Genomic DNA, 17,933 nt, shown 5'->3' on the forward strand with positions numbered 1-17,933 from the left:
CCGAGAAAGAGTTGCCTTCTCGACGGATCTCCGAAACATTCAACACCTGTCCACCACAGGTCACAGCCAGAGCGTGTCGCTCCGACGCTGTTCATCTGTGGCGGTTTCCAGCTCTCGAGCCGTCCGTCGCGCCGATCAACTGCGTTGTCCGTCCGTCGCGCCTTCCCCCATGGTAATACCCAGTCGGCGCATTCTGCGATAAAGATTTGGACGGTCCGTCTTCAGTCGACGCGCGGCTTCGGCGACGTTGCCGCTCGCCATCGAGAGAGCGCGCGTGATCAACATTTTCTCGTAATCGTCCAGCGTCTCGCTGAGCGAGGAATCGAGTGAAGCCGGATCAGGAAGCGGCGCTTCGGGCGGCGCACCGCGACGCCCGTCGCCATCGATCGCCAGAACCGTCGAGACGTCCTCTCCATCGACCGGCAGCCCGGCGTGAAGAATCACGAGACGCTCGACGATATTCGCGAGCTCGCGGACATTCCCTTGCCAACGATGCCGCGTCAGTAGCGCCATCGCGTCTTCCGTCCAGGCGGGCTGAGCTTGCCCCGTGCGCATTCGGTGAAGGGCAGAGAAGTGCCGAACGAGCGAGGGTATGTCGCTGGGCCGCTCGCGAAGGGGTGGAATCGGAATCGGAATCACATTTAGCCGAAAGAACAGATCTTCTCGAAATGTCCCCTCATGCACGCATCGACCGAGATCTTTGTTCGTCGCCGATAGAATGCGCACGTCGATGCGAATCGGTTTTCCCCCGCCGACACGCTCGATCTCCTTCGCTTCGATTGCGCGCAGGAGCTTCGCTTGGGCTTCGGGACCCAAATCTCCGACCTCGTCGAGTAGCAGCGTGCCGGTGTGAGCGAGCTCGAAGCGACCAATGCGTCGATCGGTCGCTCCCGTGAACGAGCCTTTCTCGTGACCGAACATCTCACTCTCGACGAGATCACGGGGGATGGCCGCGCAATTCACGCGAATGAAGGGGCGATCGCGCCGCGCGCTCGCGCCGTGGATCGCGGCCGCGACCAGTTCCTTGCCGGTTCCCGACTCGCCAGTGATGAGTACTCGTGAGTCAGTCGGTGCCACGCGAGCAATGAGCTCCCGAACGCGCATCAGCGCTGGGCTGTCGCCGATCATGTCGCCACTCAGCCCGTACTCGCGTCGCAGTGATTTCGCCTCGCGGCGAACCTGGCGGAGCTCCAGTGCCGAGCTCAGTGCGAGGAGCACACCTTCGGGACTCAGTGGCTTCTCGAGGAAATTGAACGCGCCAAGCTTCGTCGCGCGCACGGCGTCCGAGAGTCCGGCCCGGCCACTCATCATCACAACGGGTACGTCGGGCAGCTTCTCTCGCATTTGTGCGAGCGTCGCGATACCGTCCATCTCGCCTGGCATCATGAGGTCCAGCAGCAACACATCCGGCTCGCTCTCGAGCGCGCGCTGCAACGCCGACGCACCATCCTGCGCGTCGCGAACCTCGTACCCCTCGGCGCCGAGGAGGGCACCGACCATGCGCCGAATGTTCGGCTCGTCGTCGACGATCAGTACACTAGGCATTCGCGCTACCGCGGCCGCTGGGCAATGCGCGCGGCTCGGCCATCAGCTTCGTGATGTATCGCTGCGATTCGGAAATGCGCTCGACTTCGATCGCGACTGCTTCGACCGCCTGCTCGATGCGCTCGAGCCGATTCTGCACGTCGGCCGGAATCGGCGGTGCCGCCGGCGGCCGGTCGATCAATCGCCGCGTGAAGGCGCGGATGATCGGAATGCCGAGCGCGATGACGGCGATCGTGATGAAGAAAGACTGGACGATCTTCACGGCCTCCGGCGGAATCATCCCTGGAGGAAACGGCGGACCCTGCATGAGCGTCATGAGTATCCGAGTCGTTAGGCTCATAAGAGAGCGGCAAGAATTCCGGCTTTGGCAACTGCCATGGCAGCCATGTGCTCTGTTTCGGCCATCTAACCCTCACGCCTGCGGCCAGGGGTCGCGGCAACGCCGCCTTCCGTCGCGCGCTCCGCGAGCAGCTTGGTCGTGAATCGCTGGCCCTCCGAAATCCGCTCGACCTCCACCGCAATCGAATCGATCGCTTGCTCCATCCGTTCGAGTCGCGCCAGTACGTCCGGCGACATCTTCGTTGGCCCGCCTTGCTCGAGCCGGCGCGCGAATCCCCGCGCGAGTGGAACGCCGATCGCCACCACGGCGACCATCGCCAATAGCGATATTGGAAAGAAAACGGGATTAACCATCAGAAGTCCTTGCGTCGTTGACAGGAAGAACGAATCGAATCGTCGTGCCCTCACCGGGCTGGCTCTCCGCACCAACCGAACCGTGGTGCGCGAGCACGGTCTGCCGCGCAATGGCGAGACCAAGGCCGGTGCCGCCCGGTTTAGAAGTTACATACGGTTCCCAGATGCGACTGAGCTGCTCTCGTGGAATTCCACAGCCGCTGTCCGCGACCACGATCTCCACTCCGCGCGCCGCCCCATTGCCATTCCCATTCGCGGAAGAACCGTTACTCTCGCGAGCACGTTCGATCGTGAACGGCCGGACGCGTACGGTAATCTGTGCCGAACGTCCTGTGGAAATCGTTCGGCACGCGTCTACCGCATTCAGAATCACATTCGACAGCGCACGCGCGAGCGCATCGTGATGACCATGAATCATTGGCGTCGCATGGTCGACATCGATGTCAAGCGAGATATCCGTGGGCACGGTCGAACGTGCCGTATATCGCACGAGCTCCCCCACGTCGATTGCGGCTTGCGGTCCCTCAGGTAGACGACCGAACTGCGAGAAGCTTCGCGCCATCGCTTCGAGTCGTCGCGATTCGACGTCCAACACCTCCACCGTCTCCACAAGCGCCGGAGAGAGCGACGGGAGCTCGCGTCGCAAGCGCTCAACGGCGAATCGAATTGGCGTGAGTGGGTTCTTCAATTCGTGTGCAACCTGTCGCGCGGACTCTCGGAGCGTTGCGGCGCGTTCGGCTTCGAGCGCGCGCGCCCGGCCGAGCTCGAGCTCGCGTGACATGTCGCGCATCCGTTGGCGCAGGACCTCGAACTCCGGCGCGCCGCGACGCGGCGGACCTTCCGGCAGTGGCTGGCTTCGGCCGATTCGCTCCGTCCAGCCGACGAGCTCCTGCAGCGGCCGGCTCATGTTGCGACTCAAGTGACCGGCGACGCGAGATGCCAGCAGCGCCAGAATGAGGAATGACACGAGTGCACCGGCGAGCGCACGCACCGCGGCCGCTTTGTAGATGTAGCTCGCTCTCCTCGCCTGAAGGGCATTTGCTCCCAGCGTACTGTCAAATTGTGCGAGTGCCTTTCGCTGATCCGTCGTGAGGGGAGCCGTGCGCGCTACGCCAAGAGCTCGGTTCCCGGAGGCCGCGACACTGTCCCAGGCTGCCTGCGCACCGACGAGCTTCAGCGCCCAGTAGCTCGTGATCCCGCCCGACAACGTGAGCACGATGGACGGGATAAGGGCGAACGACAGGAGGATGGCAAAGAGGCGACCACGAAACCCAACTCGCTTCACTGGCACCTCTTACGCGCAGGCCCGAATGGCAGTTTCGTGTAGAAACCTACAGGCAGTACGGAACGGCATCCACCCTGACTGGCCATCGCACGATCATGAAGACGCACACCGATTATCTCACCTTCAAGACCAAGCAACGTCAGGAAATCATCGACATCACGGACCAAGTCGAGAAATGTCGCGCGGCCGCCGACATCGATGATGGAATGGTGCTGGTGTCGGCTATGCACATATCTGCATCAGTCTTCGTCAACGATCACGAACCCAATCTGTGGCAGGACATTCTGCAGTGGCTCGAGGAAAACATCGCACCCTGGGATCCGGGCCGCTATCGACACAACAGCGGCACGGGCGAGGACAACGCTGCGGCCCATTTGCGATCTCTCACTGTGGGCCACGAAGTCATCGTCCCGGTCACAAAGGGGCGGCTCGATCTCGGGCCATGGCAGAGGATTTTTTATGGCGAATGGGACGGCCAGCGACCCAAACGAGTCATTCTCAAGGCCACCGGAATGTGAGTGTAACCAAAATTGCTCACTTGGAACGAGTTACTGCCTTTCATGAGCCGCCGTTCGTATTTAGATTACATCCCGACTCGCGGTCTAGCCCAATCGGTGGGCGGCGAGTCTTGAAATCGCTCAGCGCGAGTGAAGTGTGACGCGGCACCGGCGAAGACGTGCGCGGAGACGTCGCTATACGCCTCCACGACCCGTCGGGTCGCCTCGCCTCACTGCACTCGCCGGCAGGTGCGCGAGCGGCTGGCTCGTCTCACATTCGTGCGAGAGTGCTGGCTGCGGGACGCGCACAAAGAACAACCCGCAGAGAAGTCATGAACGGACGCCATCCGCGTACCCCCGCTTCGAGCCCTGTGTCGCGCACCCAGGGCGCTCTCATTCACCGTGGACCGGGCGCAATCGCCGCCTCCCACTCCCTCACAGCCCCGTTCGTCCACGCGCCGAATGCCGCGCTGCTCATCGATTTCGACAATGTCACGATGGGCATCCGCTCCGATCTGGGCAAAGAGCTGCGCACGCTGCTCTCGTCGGACATCATCAAGGGCAAAGTCGCTGTTCAACGAGCATACGCTGACTGGCGACGATATCCGCAATACATCGTCCCGCTGTCGGAGGCGTCGATCGACCTGATCTTCGCGCCCGCATACGGATCTTCAAAAAAGAACGCGACTGACATTCGCCTCGCGATCGACGCCCTCGAACTCGTTTTCACTCGCCCGGAGATCGGAACCTTCATTCTGCTCTCGGGCGATTCTGATTTCTCGAGTCTCGTTATCAAGCTGAAGGAGTACGGGAAGTACGTCATCGGCGTCGGTATTCGCGAATCGTCGAGTGACTTGCTGGTCCAGAACTGCGACGAGTACTACAGCTACAACGCGCTCGCCGGGCTGGTAAAAGCCAGCGAAGAGGAGCCCGCCCGAAAGTTCGACCCGTGGGAGCTCGTCACCGAGGCCGTCACTCGCATGAAGCGCAACGGCGACGTTATGCGCTCCGACCGGCTCAAACAGGTCATGCAGGATATCGATCCTGCCTTCGACGAGAAGAACCTCGGCATGTCCAAGTTCTCTCGCTTTGTGCAGGAAGCGCATCAGCGTGGCCTCCTCTCGATGACGAAGTTGGAGAACGGTCAGCTCGAAGTTGGACCACCCACGTCGGCCCCCGCCACGGAGACTCGTGCGCCACTCGCTGCGCTCGAGCCGATCGAAATCGAGCATCCGAGCACGCCCAGCGATGGGGTCATGCGCGAGCGCGAAGCGGCCGAGCCTGCAGAGGAGCGCGAGGAGCGAAGCCGCCGGGGTCGACGTGGACGCGGACGTGGACGCGGACGCGAGCGTGAGGAAAAGGGCCGCGCGCCGGCTGCGGCTTCCGCGGCCTCGACCGATCTTCCGGCGCCGCTGCGTCTCGCCGAGGAGCCCATTGCTCCATCGGGTGATACCATCGGCGCTGCTGGCGAGCGCCTAACGCGTAACGAAGCATTCGATCTCGTCCGCCGCGCGGTCGAGACGCTCACGACCGACGACGACGACACGACGCGCGCCAGTGCCGTTAGGCATCGCGCACGCGAAATCCTCGGCCGCGATAGCGAAAGCCTTAACGAGCGAATGTTCATTCGCATCCTCAAGGACGCGCACGATTCGGGCGTCGTCGATCTGCGACGTCGCGGCGACGACTTCGAGGTCGCGCGCGCGGTCGAATCCCTGCCGGTCGCGGATCAAGTCGCGCGCGCAGACGCCGCGAACGCACCGCCGCGTGCAGCCTTAGGTGCGCCGACACCGCGGCTCGGAATGGGCCCGCGAGGCGCCGGGCGTGGCCGCGGCCGTCTCGAGGGTCCACCGCCGGAGCTCCTCGCCGTGGGTGTCGTCGACGAGGCCGCGTCTCCACGCGAGGTCGCTGCGCAGGAGACGCCGCTCGTCGAAGGAGTGATGTCGAGTCCGGCCGCCACCAACAGGGGCATTAGCGAAACTGAAACGCCCGCTCCCGTCGAGGAACAGCCGCAGCGAGGCGGTCGCAAGCGAGGACGTCGCGCTACGCCGGCCGCCTCGGTGGAGACCGTCGCCGCTGCCGCTCCAGTCGAGACACCATCGCCAGCACCTGCGGCACCAGCGCCGCGAAAGTCGCGCGCTCGCACTGCGGCCAAGACCGCGCATCGCCGGGCCCGCGCCAAGAAGGCGCCGAAGACCGAGAGTTGAGCACCGTCGCGCCAAGGACACGGCGGGCCACCAAGCCCGCCGTGCTTCCTCCCGAATTCTACGATCGACCCACCGAGCTCGTCGCGCGCGATCTTCTCGGCGCCGTCCTCGAGTGTCGTACGCGCGAGGGAAGCGCCAGTGGGCGCATCGTTGAAACGGAGGCTTACATTGGCGAACACGATCTCGCCTGCCATGCCGCCGCTGGACGCACTGCTCGTACCGAGCCACTCTACGGCGCACCGGGCATTGCGTACGTCTATTTCATCTATGGCATGTACTGGTGCTTCAATGCGGTCACGCGTGCCGCGGGAGAGCCGAGCGCCGTTCTCGTTCGCGCTCTCGAACCGCTCACCGGCATCGATCTGATGCGCGAGCGGCGTGGCGTTCGTCGTCGCGACACCGATCTCACCAACGGACCAGGGAAGCTCTGTCAAGCGTTAGGCATCGACGCACGCCATAACCGAACTCCACTCCAGGCTCCGCCGCTGGTCATTCGTCGCGGTCTCGAGGTTGCTCGTGAGTCGGTGACCATCACACCGCGCATTGGTATTTCGCGTTCCGCCGACTGGCCGCTTCGGTGGTTCGTCTCCGATAGCCCCTTCGCATCGAAGACTCCACCAAAGTTTCCACGCCTCAGCGCCGATCGCTGACGCGCCGGAAACACGAAGGCCCGCATCCTGAGACACGGGCCTTCGTCGCAGCTATGGCTCGATCAGTCCTTGCTGATCGAGCTTCCGATGTTGTACCGCAGTCCGGCCTCGTATGTGAGGTGGAAGGCCTTGCCGTTGTAGAGGAACATATTCTTCTGCGCCGGGCTCGCCGTACCCTGGAAGAATACAGAGAAGCCGATCAGGCGAAGTTGGCTGCCGATGACGAAATACGGCGATGCGCCGGTTCGCAGCTGGCTGATGTACGCCTGAGTGGCGTTGTACTCGTCCATCGACGAGAAGTTCATGTCAGCTGGCGCCGCGCCGCTGATCTGCTTGATCGAGAAGCCGATTCCGGCGTACGGATGCAGGTACAGGTTGCTGCCGGGGAAGATCATGGCCGATACATCCAGCCGACGCATGTTCTTCAAGTTGATGATCCGCGGAATCGTGTCCGAAGGGCTGGTATTCGTTAGGATTGCCGCCTGGTCGGTGAAGAACGCCTCCGAGTACGAGACGTAGAGTCCGCCGTGGCTGCGCGTGATGAGCCACTCGATGCCGGCGAGTGGCGCTTGGCGATGGGCCGTCGTGCCGGAGTTGAAGTCCATACCGCCGGCCTTGACGCCCCAGAACCACGCATCCTTGAATGAGCTTCCCAACTGTGCCGTCCCAGCGCGCGGCATCGCGGCGATGATAGCCACGGCGGCGGCCAGGGCACGGGTGATTCGCATACGAATCCTCGACGCTGAGGTCCTCTCGGTTCACCAAGCACAAACAACCAGCCACCAGTCAACCGATGGCATTCTCCTGCTGTTCGACGCGCAGAAGCGCCGGGGCGTCACGGTTTGCCCTTTGGCGTGCCGGACGCATACTATGGGAAGAGAGCTGGCCCGCAGCCCCGACCGGGGGTGGGCAGGTCCATTCAGCCGTTCCGTTTCCTGCCACGGAGGCCCTATGTCTTCCATTCTCCCCGGAGCGCGGGAGTTTCTCGCGCCGGTCTATGGCACGGTGTTTGGTCAACGGACGGCGGTCGTCCACCGGCTCAAGCAGGGTGACAAGCTCATTCTCGTTCCCGATCCACCGGGCGTCGACCAGCCCAGCGTCTGGGTCCACGCGCGCGGTGGCGATGTCGTTGGACATCTGTCACCGGACGTGAACTCATGGCTCGTCCCGACCATGTTCGATGGCGAACGCTATACGGCCGAGGTGAGTCGCGTTGCTGGCGATGACGTCGCGAGTTGGAAACGACTTGTTATCACAGTTCGCTGCGCGCGTGATTCGTCGAACGTTTAGATCACGTTCAGCCGGCGGCCAACTTTCTTGAAGGCCTGAATCGCCGTATCCAGATCGTCCCGCGAATGAGCCGCCGAGATCTGACAGCGAACGCGCGCCTGTCCCTGCGGCACCACCGGAAAACCGAATCCGGTGACGAATACGCCTTCATCGAGCAGCATGTCGCTCATTTGGATTGCCGCGGCCGTCTCGCCGACGATGATCGGGATGATCGGCGTTTCGCCTGGCAGCGGCTTGAATCCCGCCTCGATGACCTGTTCGCGGAAATAGCGCGAGTTCTCACGAAGGGTCTCGACGCGTTCCGGATGCTGCTCGATCAATCGCACCGCCGCCAACGCGCTCGCCGCGACAGTTGGCGGCAATGCGTTCGAGAAGAGTTGGGGACGCGAGCGTTGCGTCAAATAATCGGTGAGCGCTGCCGAGCCAGCCACGAAGCCTCCTGCCGCTCCGCCGAGCGCTTTGCCAAGCGTCGAGGTAACGACGTCAATCTCTCCGAGCAATCCGTAGTGCTCCGCCGTGCCGCGACCGTATTTCCCCAACACGCCGGTCGCGTGCGAATCATCGACCAGAACCACAGCATCGTGTGATCGCGCGATCTCGAGAATGTCGGGCAGCTTTGCGATGGCGCCCTCCATCGAGAACACGCCGTCGGTCCAGATCAATCGACGACGATTACCGGCGGCTCCGCGAAGCTTCTCGCGCAGATCATCCATGTCGCTATGCTTGTACACGGCGGTCGTGCATTTCGTAATCGCTTTCGCCAAGCGCATCGAATCGATGATGGACGCATGGTTGAGTGCGTCGGACACGACGAAGTCGCCTTCCTGCACGACGGTGCTCGTCAACCCTTCGTTGGCATTCCACGCCGACACGAAGCTCATCGACGATTCTGTTCCGACGAAGCGCGCGAGCGCTTCCTCCAGCTCACGATGAATAGTGAACGTCCCGCAAATAAAGCGCACGCTCGCTGTGCCCGCGCCATAGCGCCGGATTGCCTCGATCCCCGCTTCGACCACTGAAGGCTCGTCGCACAACCCGAGATAGTTGTTCGACGACAGAATCAGAATCTCACCGCGTCCCTCCATGCGGACCCAGGCCGACTGCGGCGAATCGAGATAGTTCAATCGCTTGTACACGCGATCGCGCTTGAACTGCTCGAGCTGCTGCTCGAGCGTGCCATCGAACGTCGTATTGGTTGCCGTCACGTTCCCCTCACCAGTTATCGATCGTGCCTTACGCGATCTCGAATATTACCTTGCCAGCTTCGCCGCTCTTGATCGCGTGAATCGCCTCGTCGGCGGCGTCGAGCGGAAAGCGATGCGTGATCACTGGCGATGGATCGAAGTTGCAGGACCGGAGAAATCGCGTCATCTGATGCCATGTTTGATACATCCGACGCCCAACGACGCCGTACACGGTGATCCCTTTGAAGATCACCTCCGTCGCAAAATCCACTTCCATCGGTTTCGCCGGGATGCCGAGCATCTGAACGTGTCCGCCAACGCGAACGAGCGCGAACGCTTGATGAATTGCCGAAGGGACGCCCGACATTTCGAGCACGACATCGACGCCGAGGCCGTCGGTGTGTCGCTTAACGACCGTTGCTGCTTCATTCGGATGCACGACGTCGTGCGCACCCATTCGTGAGGCAAGCGCGAGCCGGGTTTCGTTGATGTCGGACGCAATGATGCGCGACGCGCCGGCTGCCTTACAAATCCCGATCGCGAACAGTCCAATTGGTCCACACCCGGTCACCAGCACCGTCGCACCGGGAATGTCGGCGCTCAGCGCGGTATGGAATGCGTTGCCCATCGGATCGTGAATGCCGCCGATGTCGAAGGAAATGTTGTCGTCGAGATGCCAGACATTGGTCGCTGGCATCGCGATGTACTCGGCGAAGCAGCCGTCACGGTCGACGCCGATGATTTTCGTGTAGGGACATACGTGCGCGTTTCCCGTGCGACACAACAGACAGCGGCCATCGACGATGTGACCCTCCGCGGTCACGCGATCACCCTCACGAACATCGGTGACGAGTGCGCCAACTTGCACGACCTCGCCGGCGAATTCGTGTCCGACGATAAATGGCGGCACACACCGTCCGCGCGCCCACGCATCCCATTCGTAGATGTGTACGTCAGTGCCGCATACGCCGGCCCGGCGCACATGAATCAACACTTCATTGTCCCGAATCTTCGGTTCGGCGACGTCTTTCAGTACGAATCCTGCTCCCGCGGATTCTTTTACGAGCGCTTTCACGCGCGGTCAGCTCCTCTCAATGTCGTGCGCTTTCAATGCCGCGATGGCGTTGCGACGCGGGAAGCGCGAGTCGAAACCTCGCATTTCATCTTCGGCGATGGAAGTGCAACGCGTGCACACCTATTGCGTGTGATATGTGTGCTTCCTATATTCGCGTTTAGCGACTGTTCTCACTGAACGAGGGTATTGCGTGGATCTACCGCAACGAAGGTGCTCGTTCTCGACGTCGAACTCTGCGGCGAATGCGTTGACCGCCGCTGGTCGCTCTGCCCCCCTTCAACAACAATTCCAGGTTCCGTCATCAGCGCGCCGCATCAGCGGCGCGCGTGTCGTTTTTGGCGTGACCATCGAGTGTCACGATCGTTATTCGGCGCAGATGACGCCGTCATCTGCGTGCGTCGATGTAGCATGGCCAGCACGAACGCTCTGATGTAGCTGTCTCCAAGCTTCGCGCATCTCCGCGGAGATGCGTGTTGCGGCGATCGAAACGCCTCGGCGTTGCGTCGCCGTCTCGCCGGTCCACCGGGGGATCGATCGAGAGCAATACACTCCATTATGGAGAGGTTACCATGGCTGCAAAGAAGCGCGGTGGTCGGAAAGGCGCCAAGAAGCGTGGTGGTGCCAAAAAGCGTGGTGGCGCCAAGAAGCGTGGTGGAAGAAAGCGCCGCTAGGCAACGCGCTCGTACGCAAGAAGCCGGCGAGTCTCGCCGGCTTCTTTCTTTCTCTACATCCCGCGTCAGCGCGAGTAACGAGCGAGCGCCAGCTCGAGTATCCGCGCGATCAGTGCGTCGTACGCGAGTCCACCTTCTGCCGCCGCACGCGCGAACTCGCTCTCGCGTTCCAAATAACAATTCGGGTTGACTTCGATGACGTAGATGTCGTCGTTGTCCGTCACGCGTAAATCGATGCGCGCGTAATCTCGAAGCCGCAATGCATTGAAGGCTTCGACTGCGACGCGTTGCATGCGCTCGCTGAGCTCCTTACTGACATCCAGCGGAAACACGGAGCGCGTTCCCGCGAACTGCTCGCCGCTTCCCGCGCCGTCATCGCCCCACTTCGCCTCCCAGCTTGCGATTCGTGGCACACCGGCCGGGAATCTCGAGAAATCGAGCTCCATCACCGGCAATGCCTTCGCATTTGCGTTGCCGAGAACGCCAACGTAGAACTCGCGCCCTTCGACGAATTGTTCGACGAGCACGGGTTGCTGAAAGGCCGACTGCAATTCGTCGATGCGAGTGAATAGCTCGCGCAAATCGTTCACGACCGAATTGCTGCTGATGCCGAGTGACGCATCTTCCTGCGGGGGTTTCACGATCAATGGAAACGCGATGTCACCGGCCCAGTCGAGTGCTCCGCGAAACAGCGTCGCGAATTCTGGCGTGAGAATGCCATGAAAGCTCAGCACCTTCTTCGTGAGCGTCTTGTCCCCAGCGAGCAGCAGACCCGCGGGACTCGAGCCGGTGTAACGCAGCCCAAGCAGGTTGAGAAGGGCTGCGACGTTCGATTCGAGCGCACTCTTGCCGCCGAATGATTCGGCGAGATTGAACACGAGATCGGGTGGCCCCGACTTCAGCGCGTCGACGAGTGGCTCGACGCTGTCGTCGACGGCTAGCGGTTGCACGCTGTGATCACACGCTTCGATGGCACTGCGCAATTGCTCGAGCACCGGATCCACTGGTGGCTCGAGTGCATCCGCCGAGTGCATTACGACGACCTTCATGCTTCGACCGTATTGTGTCGTTCGTCGGCTTTTGTGCGCGCTGTTCGTCGGAGCGACTGCGTGTGCCGGTAATTCATGACCACGGCAGCCCCAAACGCCGTCAACTCGATCAACGTCGCCGCCTCCAGGCCGCTCACGTGCAGGCCAAGCGCACGCGCGCGCGCGATCAAGTGATCGAGCAGCGAGCGCACGACCGCCGGTGCTTCGCCGGTCCAGTACGACAGTCGCACGAGTATTTCTCGGTAGTGGCGCGCGATGAATTCATCGGCTGGCGTGCCGCCGGGTGCGTCCGCTCGCGCTGCGAAGATCCGACGGAGATCTGCGTCGAATTGGCGCGCATCGAGGATCGGAATATCTTCCACTTCGCTGTCGTAGTGTTCGGCGACGGTATAATTCATCGACTCGACAGGGAGGTCCTCGGCGGTCGGTGCAACGGCGTCGGGCTGCAAGTCGCCGATTTCCGCCATCACGCGATCGACATATTCGAGCTTCGCGAGCGCAGGCCATCCCGCGTAATCCTTTCGCCAATCGATGTCTGGTGTGAGCCATACTGCGAATGTCTCGGCAAAGTCTTCATCCGGATGCTTCTGCGCGTACCATCCGAGAATGTGTCGGACGTGTTGGCGGGAAAACGGATCGGCTCGATAGCGTTCGCGATACGGGCGAGCAAAGGAACCGAATGCGCGTTGCCAATCCGCACGATCATAGAGTTGGAATGCGTAATTGACCGCGTGTCCAGCTTCGTGCCGCAAATAGCGCATTGCCTCGACGTCATCTTCCACCGCGCCCGACATTTCCTCTTCGAGTCGTTCGAGACGCCGGTCGACCAAATAAAACGGCACGCCAATGATTGGCGTGCCGTCTGGACAGCCCCATTGGTCGGTCAGATAAACCGGCGGTTTGAACGAGATCGACCGCGCCGCGAGCTCCTTGTACAGCTGGTCGATCAAACGCTCAACTCGAGAGCCGCGGATCTGAAGTCCCAGCTCCGAGATTCGCCTCCCCAGCAATGCACTGCGTTCCTCGGCCCACTCTACTGACTGGTCCACGTCTCTTCAAACGGGCAATCCCCGTACCGAACCCGACGCAATAGAAAAGGGCGCCAGTACAGTGGCGCCCTTCAGTCAAATCCGATCCCAATGAGCTAGGCCGCTTTCGTGTCTTTTGAAACTGGTGCCAATTCCGGCGCTACGCCCCAGACGAATGAATGAAAAATTGGCGCGGGCTCGATCTGCCTGCCGCGTGAAATTATGATCCCGACAGGTTCGTTCGCGCGCGGATCCTGGGTGGAAGCCTTCATATATAGTACTGGGCTAGGTCTCTGCCGAGACATCGATAGGAACGAGCCGAACCGGGGCACGCGACGAGAACGGTTCGCCGCTATGCGCCCGGTCGCTCAGTCATTAGCTTCGGTCCCCTCTAAAGCAGTCTCGGTGCCACGGTCGCACGCAGCGATAACTTTCGATAATTCAACGACATAGAAACAAGAAAAGCCAGCAGCAATGCTGGCTTGTATTGCTTCGACACGATCGCATTGAGACCACCCGTGTCACTCCGAATGCCTATCACGTAATCTCCTTCCGCGCCAGGAACATCTCACTGCTTCCATCGCGCTCGAGAGATACAGCCCACCCGCGGTAGCGATTCTCCAATTCCTGAAGCGTTGGAGCGGTGCGCTGTGTGTCGGAAGGCACGACGAGATGAATACCACCGTCGGCTGTTGCGCTTTGCAGAAGTCCGATGACGCGCGCTCGTTGGGCAGCGGACAATCCTCGTAATGCATTCGAACTCACAATCACCGCATCCAGTTCGGCGTCAGGCGCCCACGCTGACCAGTCCGCCCTCAGCGCGTGAACTCGTTCTCCGAGACCGGCCGCCGCGGCGGCGCTGAGGACGCGCTCCACTACATCATCCTCCGCGGCGACGGCTGTCACCTCACAACCATTCGCGGCGAAATACAGTGCAGGGCCTTCGGCAGACCCGGCGACCAGCACTCGTGCCTCGCCCGTCGGTCGTACCGCTCGGACGAGGACGTCGTCCGCCTGCAAGCCCCAATGCTCGGGCCGGCGAAGCTCGTTTAGCAGCTTCAGGCGTCGACGCCGCCAAGTCTGGTAGCTCGGAAGCCGTAGTCGACAGAAGATCAGCCGATCCACTTCCTCGCAGAGAAGCAATTCCGTCAGCGCAAGCTGCGGCTCTTGGGTGAGCATCGCGACCGCCTCATCGCCGATGCTCAACAGCGCGCTTCGAGGGATCGACTCCTTGTAACTCTCGATCTCCTCTTCGACGAACAGTTCGTATTCGTACTTGAGGGAGCGTGCTGGTCGATTCGCCATGCGCTCGGGGTGGCTGCTCGTGAGCAGAAGCTAGGTTCGCTGGAGAGTTACGCAAGTGCGAAACGCTTGATCGTTCACGCGGGCTCGACGTGGACGGTGATGTCGGCCGGCCCGTACGCGGATGCAACGGCCTCCTCGACGCGATCGGCCAGGGAGTGCGCGAAGTCGACCGGAGTACTGCCTGGTACGGCGATCGTCAGCTCCGCGAACAGCACTCCGGATGCGGTGTAGCGCGATCGTACGCGGCGCACCTCCACGATGCCAGGAATATCCGCAATGATGCGCCTCAAGTCGCCAGCTTGCACTGCGCGTTGATCGACGAGAATAGGAATGGATCGCCGCAGGATGCGCCAGCCGCTGAATGCTATGATCAACGCGACAGTGATGGCGAGTACGGCATCGACGTGACGTCCGCCGTGTCGGCCGAGCACGAGTGAGATCAGTGCGAGCATCGTTACCAGAATGTCGCCGCGCGTGTGCTCGGCGTCGGCCAGCAAGAATGCGCTTCCGATCTGCCGCCCGCACCGACGTTCGTACCAGACGACAAAGGCATTCACGAAAAGGGTCGCGCTCACGATGCCGAGGTCCGCGCGCGCAGTATGCGTTATCGATCCACCGCCGATCAGCGTCGTTACACCCTCTCGCATCAACTCGAAGCAAGAGATCGAGAGAAATCCGACGATCCCCAGCGCGCCGAGCGTCTCGAACTTGTCATGGCCATACGGATGGTCCTCGTCAGGCGCGCGAGCGGCGATGCTGACCAATGACATCCCGATGACATTGTTCAGCGTGTCCAGCCCTGACTCCAGTGCTGCGCCCAGCACCGTCAGCGACCCGGTGCGAACGCCGACGATCAATTTCACCACGACGACAAGCGCATTGAGCGCGAGAACCTGCCCGAGTACCCGGCGTACGGCCGGAGAACGTTCGTCGAGCCGCAGCGCATTCGGCGTGCGTTGTTGAGGTCTTGCCGTCATCGTGTCAACTTCACCTCCCTGGGTAAGCCGAGTCAACAACACAAATCGATTGCGAATACGTGCGTGCCTGAGCTTCCGGAGGTCGAGCGAGCCGTTCGCGCTCTGCGCGACGCAATTGATGGCGCAATCATCGAGCGCGTGAGGGTTCTCCATCCTTCACTGCAACGTCGCGTGTCGCGCGGCGCACTTCGAATGTTGCGGGGAGCCCGTGTCGGCAGGGTGGAGCGACGTGGCAAGCACCAGCTGATTCATCTCGAAGATGGTCGAGTCATTCACGTGCACTTCCGCATGAATGGAGACTGGGTAATCGGCTCGAGCGCGGACCCGCTGCCGCGGTTCGCGCGCGCCGTGTTCGAGTTCACGAGTGGTGTGCGCGTGGTATTGGAAGACTCGCGCGCGCTTTCGACGCTCGATATCCATGCGGCAGGCTCAGCGCTGCCGATCGATCTTGGTCCTGAGCCGCAGGATCCGGCGCTCACGCCAGAGCGCTTTCGCGCATCGCTGGCACGACGCAGAATCCCGATCAAAGTCGCACTGCTTGATCAGCGAATCATCGCCGGGCTAGGGAACATCTATGTGTCAGAGGCGCTTTGGCGCGCGAAGATCGACCCGCGGTTGGCTGCCGCCTCGCTGGAACTCTCGGATGTTCGCCGCCTGCTCATCGCGATTCGGACGGTGATCGAGCGTGCGACGGGAGCGCGGTACACGAGCACGGAGGGAGCACGGCTCGACGTCTATGATCGCGAGGGCCGGCCGTGTCGGCGTTGTCGCTCGAAGATCGGCCGCATCGCACAGTCGGGTCGTTCGACGTATTATTGCCCTCACTGCCAGCGCGGCGCTCCCGTTAGTCGAGTGCCTCGATCAGCGCGCTCTTGAGATAGCCGGTCTCGGGAATACCCAGAATCTCTGGGTGGTCGAGAGGCTGGCCCCGGAGCTCGCGAAGCGTCAAGCGTCGCCCCGAGTCCGACGCTGCCGCGCGAAGCATGTCGAGGAAGAGGGGAGTCGTTAGGTGAAAGCTGCAGCTCGCCGTGAGAAGCATCCCTCCCGTGGTGAGCAGCTGCATCGCGCGCAGATTGATTTCCTTATATCCGCGAACTGCCGATGGAATCGACGCTCGGCTCTTGGCGAATGCCGGCGGGTCGAGAACGATGGTGTGGTAGCGTTCGCGGGCTCTCTGCTGCGCCTTCAGAAACTCGAACGCGTTTGCCTCGATGAAGTCGATGTTCGAGAAGCCATTCAGCGCCGCGTTCGTCTCGCCGCGGCGCAAGGCCTCACTCGATACATCGAGCGCGGTCACGTGCGCCGCGCCAGCGGCGAGATGGAGTGCGAACGATCCGTGATAGCTGAAGCAGTCGAGCGCTCGGCCGTGCGCGCGCGCTCCGATGGCGACGCGGTTCTCGCGCTGATCGAGAAAAGCGCCGGTCTTTTGCCCATCCCAAGGCGCGGCCAAATAGCGAATGCCGTGCTCGCTGACTTCAATCTCGCGCGGCACGTCGCCGGCGAGCAGCTCGACCATTGTCGTCAGATCCTCCTTGCTGCGGAGCGGCACGTCATGTCGCGCAAGAATGCCTAACGGTTTCGTGAGGGCCGAGAGTGCGGCGACGATCCGGTCGCGAAAGCGCTCGATCCCCGCGCTCATCAGCTGCACGACGATCCAGCGATCGTATCGATCGCAGACGAGAGACGGACAGGCATCACCTTCGCCATGGACGAGTCGGTAGGCATTCGTGCGTTCTGCGAGTGGCGCGCGGCGCGCGACCGCAGCTGTGAGCCGGTCGCGCCACCAGCTCTCGTCGAGTGAGGCGCGCGGGTTGCGATCGAGCAGGCGGAGGGCGATCTCCGAGGTGGGACTCCATAGTGCGCAGCCGAGCTCGCGACCGCGCTGATCGCTCACGATGACGGCGCCTGCTGGGGCGTCGGGGCGAGTGAGCACGTCGCTACGGTAGATCCACGGATGGCCCTGGGCCCATCTTCGCGCTCCCTTCGACGAAACGATTGCCGAGTCGAGTGCCTGGCGTCGTCGCGCGGTTGCTTGCGGTTTCATCGAGTCCGCTGCGATTTCGGTGCGGGGTTGAATTGGGCTTCGAGAGCGGGTACTATTCGGGCCCTTTCGCGTTGTCCGAGACCGATCGCAGTGCATGGGTCGGACTTGAGCCGATCGCGAAGGATGAATTAGGATTCATGGCTCGGCGCGAGCCCAACAATGCGCGCCAACGCTGTTTGAAAAGTGAAGGCAAGGTAGATCGTGGGATGTGAATCCAAACATCGTCCGAGCGTCGTCGCATTCGCGAGGTCGTTCGTGTCGATGGCTGAGAATTGCAACTCACTTGTAAGAAGCGCGTGCTCTGCTTGTCTATAGTGATGTAGTCAAGCGGACGAAGGCATGTGGAGGATGCCTGGGCACACGGAGGCGAGGAAGGCCGCGGTAAGCTGCGAAAAGCTCGGGGGAGTGGCACACACGCAATGATCCCGAGGTG

17 protein-coding genes and 1 rRNA gene are annotated in these 17,933 nt (G+C 61.9%); 6 read left to right on the forward strand and 12 right to left on the reverse strand.

The window, feature by feature from the left end; all coding sequences use genetic code 11:
• Positions 1-135: 135 nt before the first annotated feature.
• From VGH98_26095 to VGH98_26110, 4 genes are all read right to left on the reverse strand, one after another.
• A complete protein-coding gene (locus tag VGH98_26095; protein HEY2379481.1) occupies positions 136-1,545 on the reverse strand; it encodes a sigma-54 dependent transcriptional regulator in 1,410 nt (469 codons plus the stop codon).
• Complete coding sequence (locus VGH98_26100) at positions 1,538-1,861, reverse strand: hypothetical protein (GenBank protein ID HEY2379482.1); 324 nt, start codon at positions 1,859-1,861, stop codon at positions 1,538-1,540. The genes VGH98_26095 and VGH98_26100 overlap by 8 nt, the downstream gene beginning before the upstream one ends.
• A gap of 89 nt (positions 1,862-1,950) precedes the next feature.
• The gene (locus tag VGH98_26105; GenBank protein HEY2379483.1) at positions 1,951-2,238 is read right to left on the reverse strand and encodes a hypothetical protein; all 288 of its coding nucleotides are present in this window, start codon (positions 2,236-2,238) and stop codon (positions 1,951-1,953) included.
• Entirely contained in the window at positions 2,231-3,523 is a 1,293-nt protein-coding gene (locus VGH98_26110) for a HAMP domain-containing sensor histidine kinase (GenBank protein HEY2379484.1), read from the reverse strand. The genes VGH98_26105 and VGH98_26110 overlap by 8 nt, the downstream gene beginning before the upstream one ends.
• A gap of 95 nt (positions 3,524-3,618) precedes the next feature.
• Between VGH98_26110 and VGH98_26115 the strand changes: the two genes are divergently transcribed.
• The 3 genes from VGH98_26115 to VGH98_26125 all read left to right on the forward strand — a co-directional run bounded on the left by VGH98_26115 (position 3,619) and on the right by VGH98_26125 (position 6,877).
• Entirely contained in the window at positions 3,619-4,041 is a 423-nt protein-coding gene (locus VGH98_26115) for a secondary thiamine-phosphate synthase enzyme YjbQ (GenBank protein HEY2379485.1), read from the forward strand.
• A gap of 350 nt (positions 4,042-4,391) precedes the next feature.
• The gene (locus VGH98_26120; GenBank protein ID HEY2379486.1) at positions 4,392-6,227 is read left to right on the forward strand and encodes an NYN domain-containing protein; all 1,836 of its coding nucleotides are present in this window, start codon (positions 4,392-4,394) and stop codon (positions 6,225-6,227) included.
• Between the two features lie 41 nt (positions 6,228-6,268).
• Positions 6,269-6,877 (forward strand): DNA-3-methyladenine glycosylase, encoded by a 609-nt coding sequence (locus VGH98_26125; protein ID HEY2379487.1) that lies wholly within the window; start codon positions 6,269-6,271, stop codon positions 6,875-6,877.
• A gap of 62 nt (positions 6,878-6,939) precedes the next feature.
• Here VGH98_26125 and VGH98_26130 read toward each other — a convergent pair whose 3' ends face one another.
• Entirely contained in the window at positions 6,940-7,605 is a 666-nt protein-coding gene (locus VGH98_26130) for a hypothetical protein (protein ID HEY2379488.1), read from the reverse strand.
• Between the two features lie 223 nt (positions 7,606-7,828).
• Here VGH98_26130 and VGH98_26135 point away from each other — a divergent pair, with 223 nt between their 5' ends.
• Complete coding sequence (locus VGH98_26135) at positions 7,829-8,167, forward strand: hypothetical protein (GenBank protein HEY2379489.1); 339 nt, start codon at positions 7,829-7,831, stop codon at positions 8,165-8,167.
• Here VGH98_26135 and VGH98_26140 read toward each other — a convergent pair.
• From VGH98_26140 to VGH98_26165, 6 genes are all read right to left on the reverse strand, one after another.
• Entirely contained in the window at positions 8,164-9,372 is a 1,209-nt protein-coding gene (locus VGH98_26140; protein HEY2379490.1) for a glycine C-acetyltransferase, read from the reverse strand. The genes VGH98_26135 and VGH98_26140 overlap by 4 nt on opposite strands.
• Before the next feature lie 28 nt (positions 9,373-9,400).
• Positions 9,401-10,426, reverse strand: coding sequence for an L-threonine 3-dehydrogenase (gene tdh / locus VGH98_26145; protein ID HEY2379491.1), 1,026 nt, complete (start codon positions 10,424-10,426; stop codon positions 9,401-9,403).
• 736 nt (positions 10,427-11,162) lie between these two features.
• Positions 11,163-12,146, reverse strand: coding sequence for an ATP-grasp domain-containing protein (locus tag VGH98_26150; protein ID HEY2379492.1), 984 nt, complete (start codon positions 12,144-12,146; stop codon positions 11,163-11,165).
• Positions 12,143-13,195: a hypothetical protein gene (locus VGH98_26155; GenBank protein ID HEY2379493.1), complete on the reverse strand. Its 1,053-nt coding sequence runs from the start codon at positions 13,193-13,195 to the stop codon at positions 12,143-12,145. The genes VGH98_26150 and VGH98_26155 overlap by 4 nt, the downstream gene beginning before the upstream one ends.
• Before the next feature lie 516 nt (positions 13,196-13,711).
• Entirely contained in the window at positions 13,712-14,479 is a 768-nt protein-coding gene (locus VGH98_26160) for a hypothetical protein (protein ID HEY2379494.1), read from the reverse strand.
• A gap of 74 nt (positions 14,480-14,553) precedes the next feature.
• Complete coding sequence (locus VGH98_26165; GenBank protein ID HEY2379495.1) at positions 14,554-15,456, reverse strand: cation diffusion facilitator family transporter; 903 nt, start codon at positions 15,454-15,456, stop codon at positions 14,554-14,556.
• A gap of 63 nt (positions 15,457-15,519) precedes the next feature.
• Between VGH98_26165 and mutM the strand changes: the two genes are divergently transcribed.
• On the forward strand, positions 15,520-16,332 hold the full coding sequence (gene mutM, locus VGH98_26170; protein ID HEY2379496.1) for a bifunctional DNA-formamidopyrimidine glycosylase/DNA-(apurinic or apyrimidinic site) lyase: 813 nt from the start codon (positions 15,520-15,522) through the stop codon (positions 16,330-16,332).
• Here mutM and VGH98_26175 read toward each other — a convergent pair.
• Positions 16,301-17,500 (reverse strand): class I SAM-dependent rRNA methyltransferase, encoded by a 1,200-nt coding sequence (locus VGH98_26175; protein ID HEY2379497.1) that lies wholly within the window; start codon positions 17,498-17,500, stop codon positions 16,301-16,303. The two genes, mutM and VGH98_26175, sit on opposite strands and share 32 nt — an antisense overlap.
• Before the next feature lie 321 nt (positions 17,501-17,821).
• On the opposite strand from VGH98_26175, the gene VGH98_26180 reads away from it, so the two are divergent.
• Positions 17,822-17,933 (forward strand): 23S ribosomal RNA (locus VGH98_26180); the annotation flags it as partial.

Source organism: Gemmatimonadaceae bacterium (genome assembly GCA_036496605.1).
Lineage (GTDB): Bacteria > Gemmatimonadota > Gemmatimonadetes > Gemmatimonadales > Gemmatimonadaceae > AG2.

Coding starts and splice junctions, on each gene's coding strand:
- VGH98_26130 (HEY2379488.1), bottom strand. CDS start 7,605: ATGCGAATCACCCGTGCCCTGGCCGCCGCCGTGGCTATCATCGCCGCG.
- VGH98_26105 (HEY2379483.1), bottom strand. CDS start 2,238: ATGGTTAATCCCGTTTTCTTTCCAATATCGCTATTGGCGATGGTCGCC.
- VGH98_26135 (HEY2379489.1), top strand. CDS start 7,829: ATGTCTTCCATTCTCCCCGGAGCGCGGGAGTTTCTCGCGCCGGTCTAT.
- VGH98_26115 (HEY2379485.1), top strand. CDS start 3,619: ATGAAGACGCACACCGATTATCTCACCTTCAAGACCAAGCAACGTCAG.
- VGH98_26150 (HEY2379492.1), bottom strand. CDS start 12,146: ATGAAGGTCGTCGTAATGCACTCGGCGGATGCACTCGAGCCACCAGTG.
- VGH98_26165 (HEY2379495.1), bottom strand. CDS start 15,456: ATGACGGCAAGACCTCAACAACGCACGCCGAATGCGCTGCGGCTCGAC.
- VGH98_26100 (HEY2379482.1), bottom strand. CDS start 1,861: ATGACGCTCATGCAGGGTCCGCCGTTTCCTCCAGGGATGATTCCGCCG.
- VGH98_26095 (HEY2379481.1), bottom strand. CDS start 1,545: ATGCCTAGTGTACTGATCGTCGACGACGAGCCGAACATTCGGCGCATG.
- VGH98_26175 (HEY2379497.1), bottom strand. CDS start 17,500: ATGAAACCGCAAGCAACCGCGCGACGACGCCAGGCACTCGACTCGGCA.
- VGH98_26160 (HEY2379494.1), bottom strand. CDS start 14,479: ATGGCGAATCGACCAGCACGCTCCCTCAAGTACGAATACGAACTGTTC.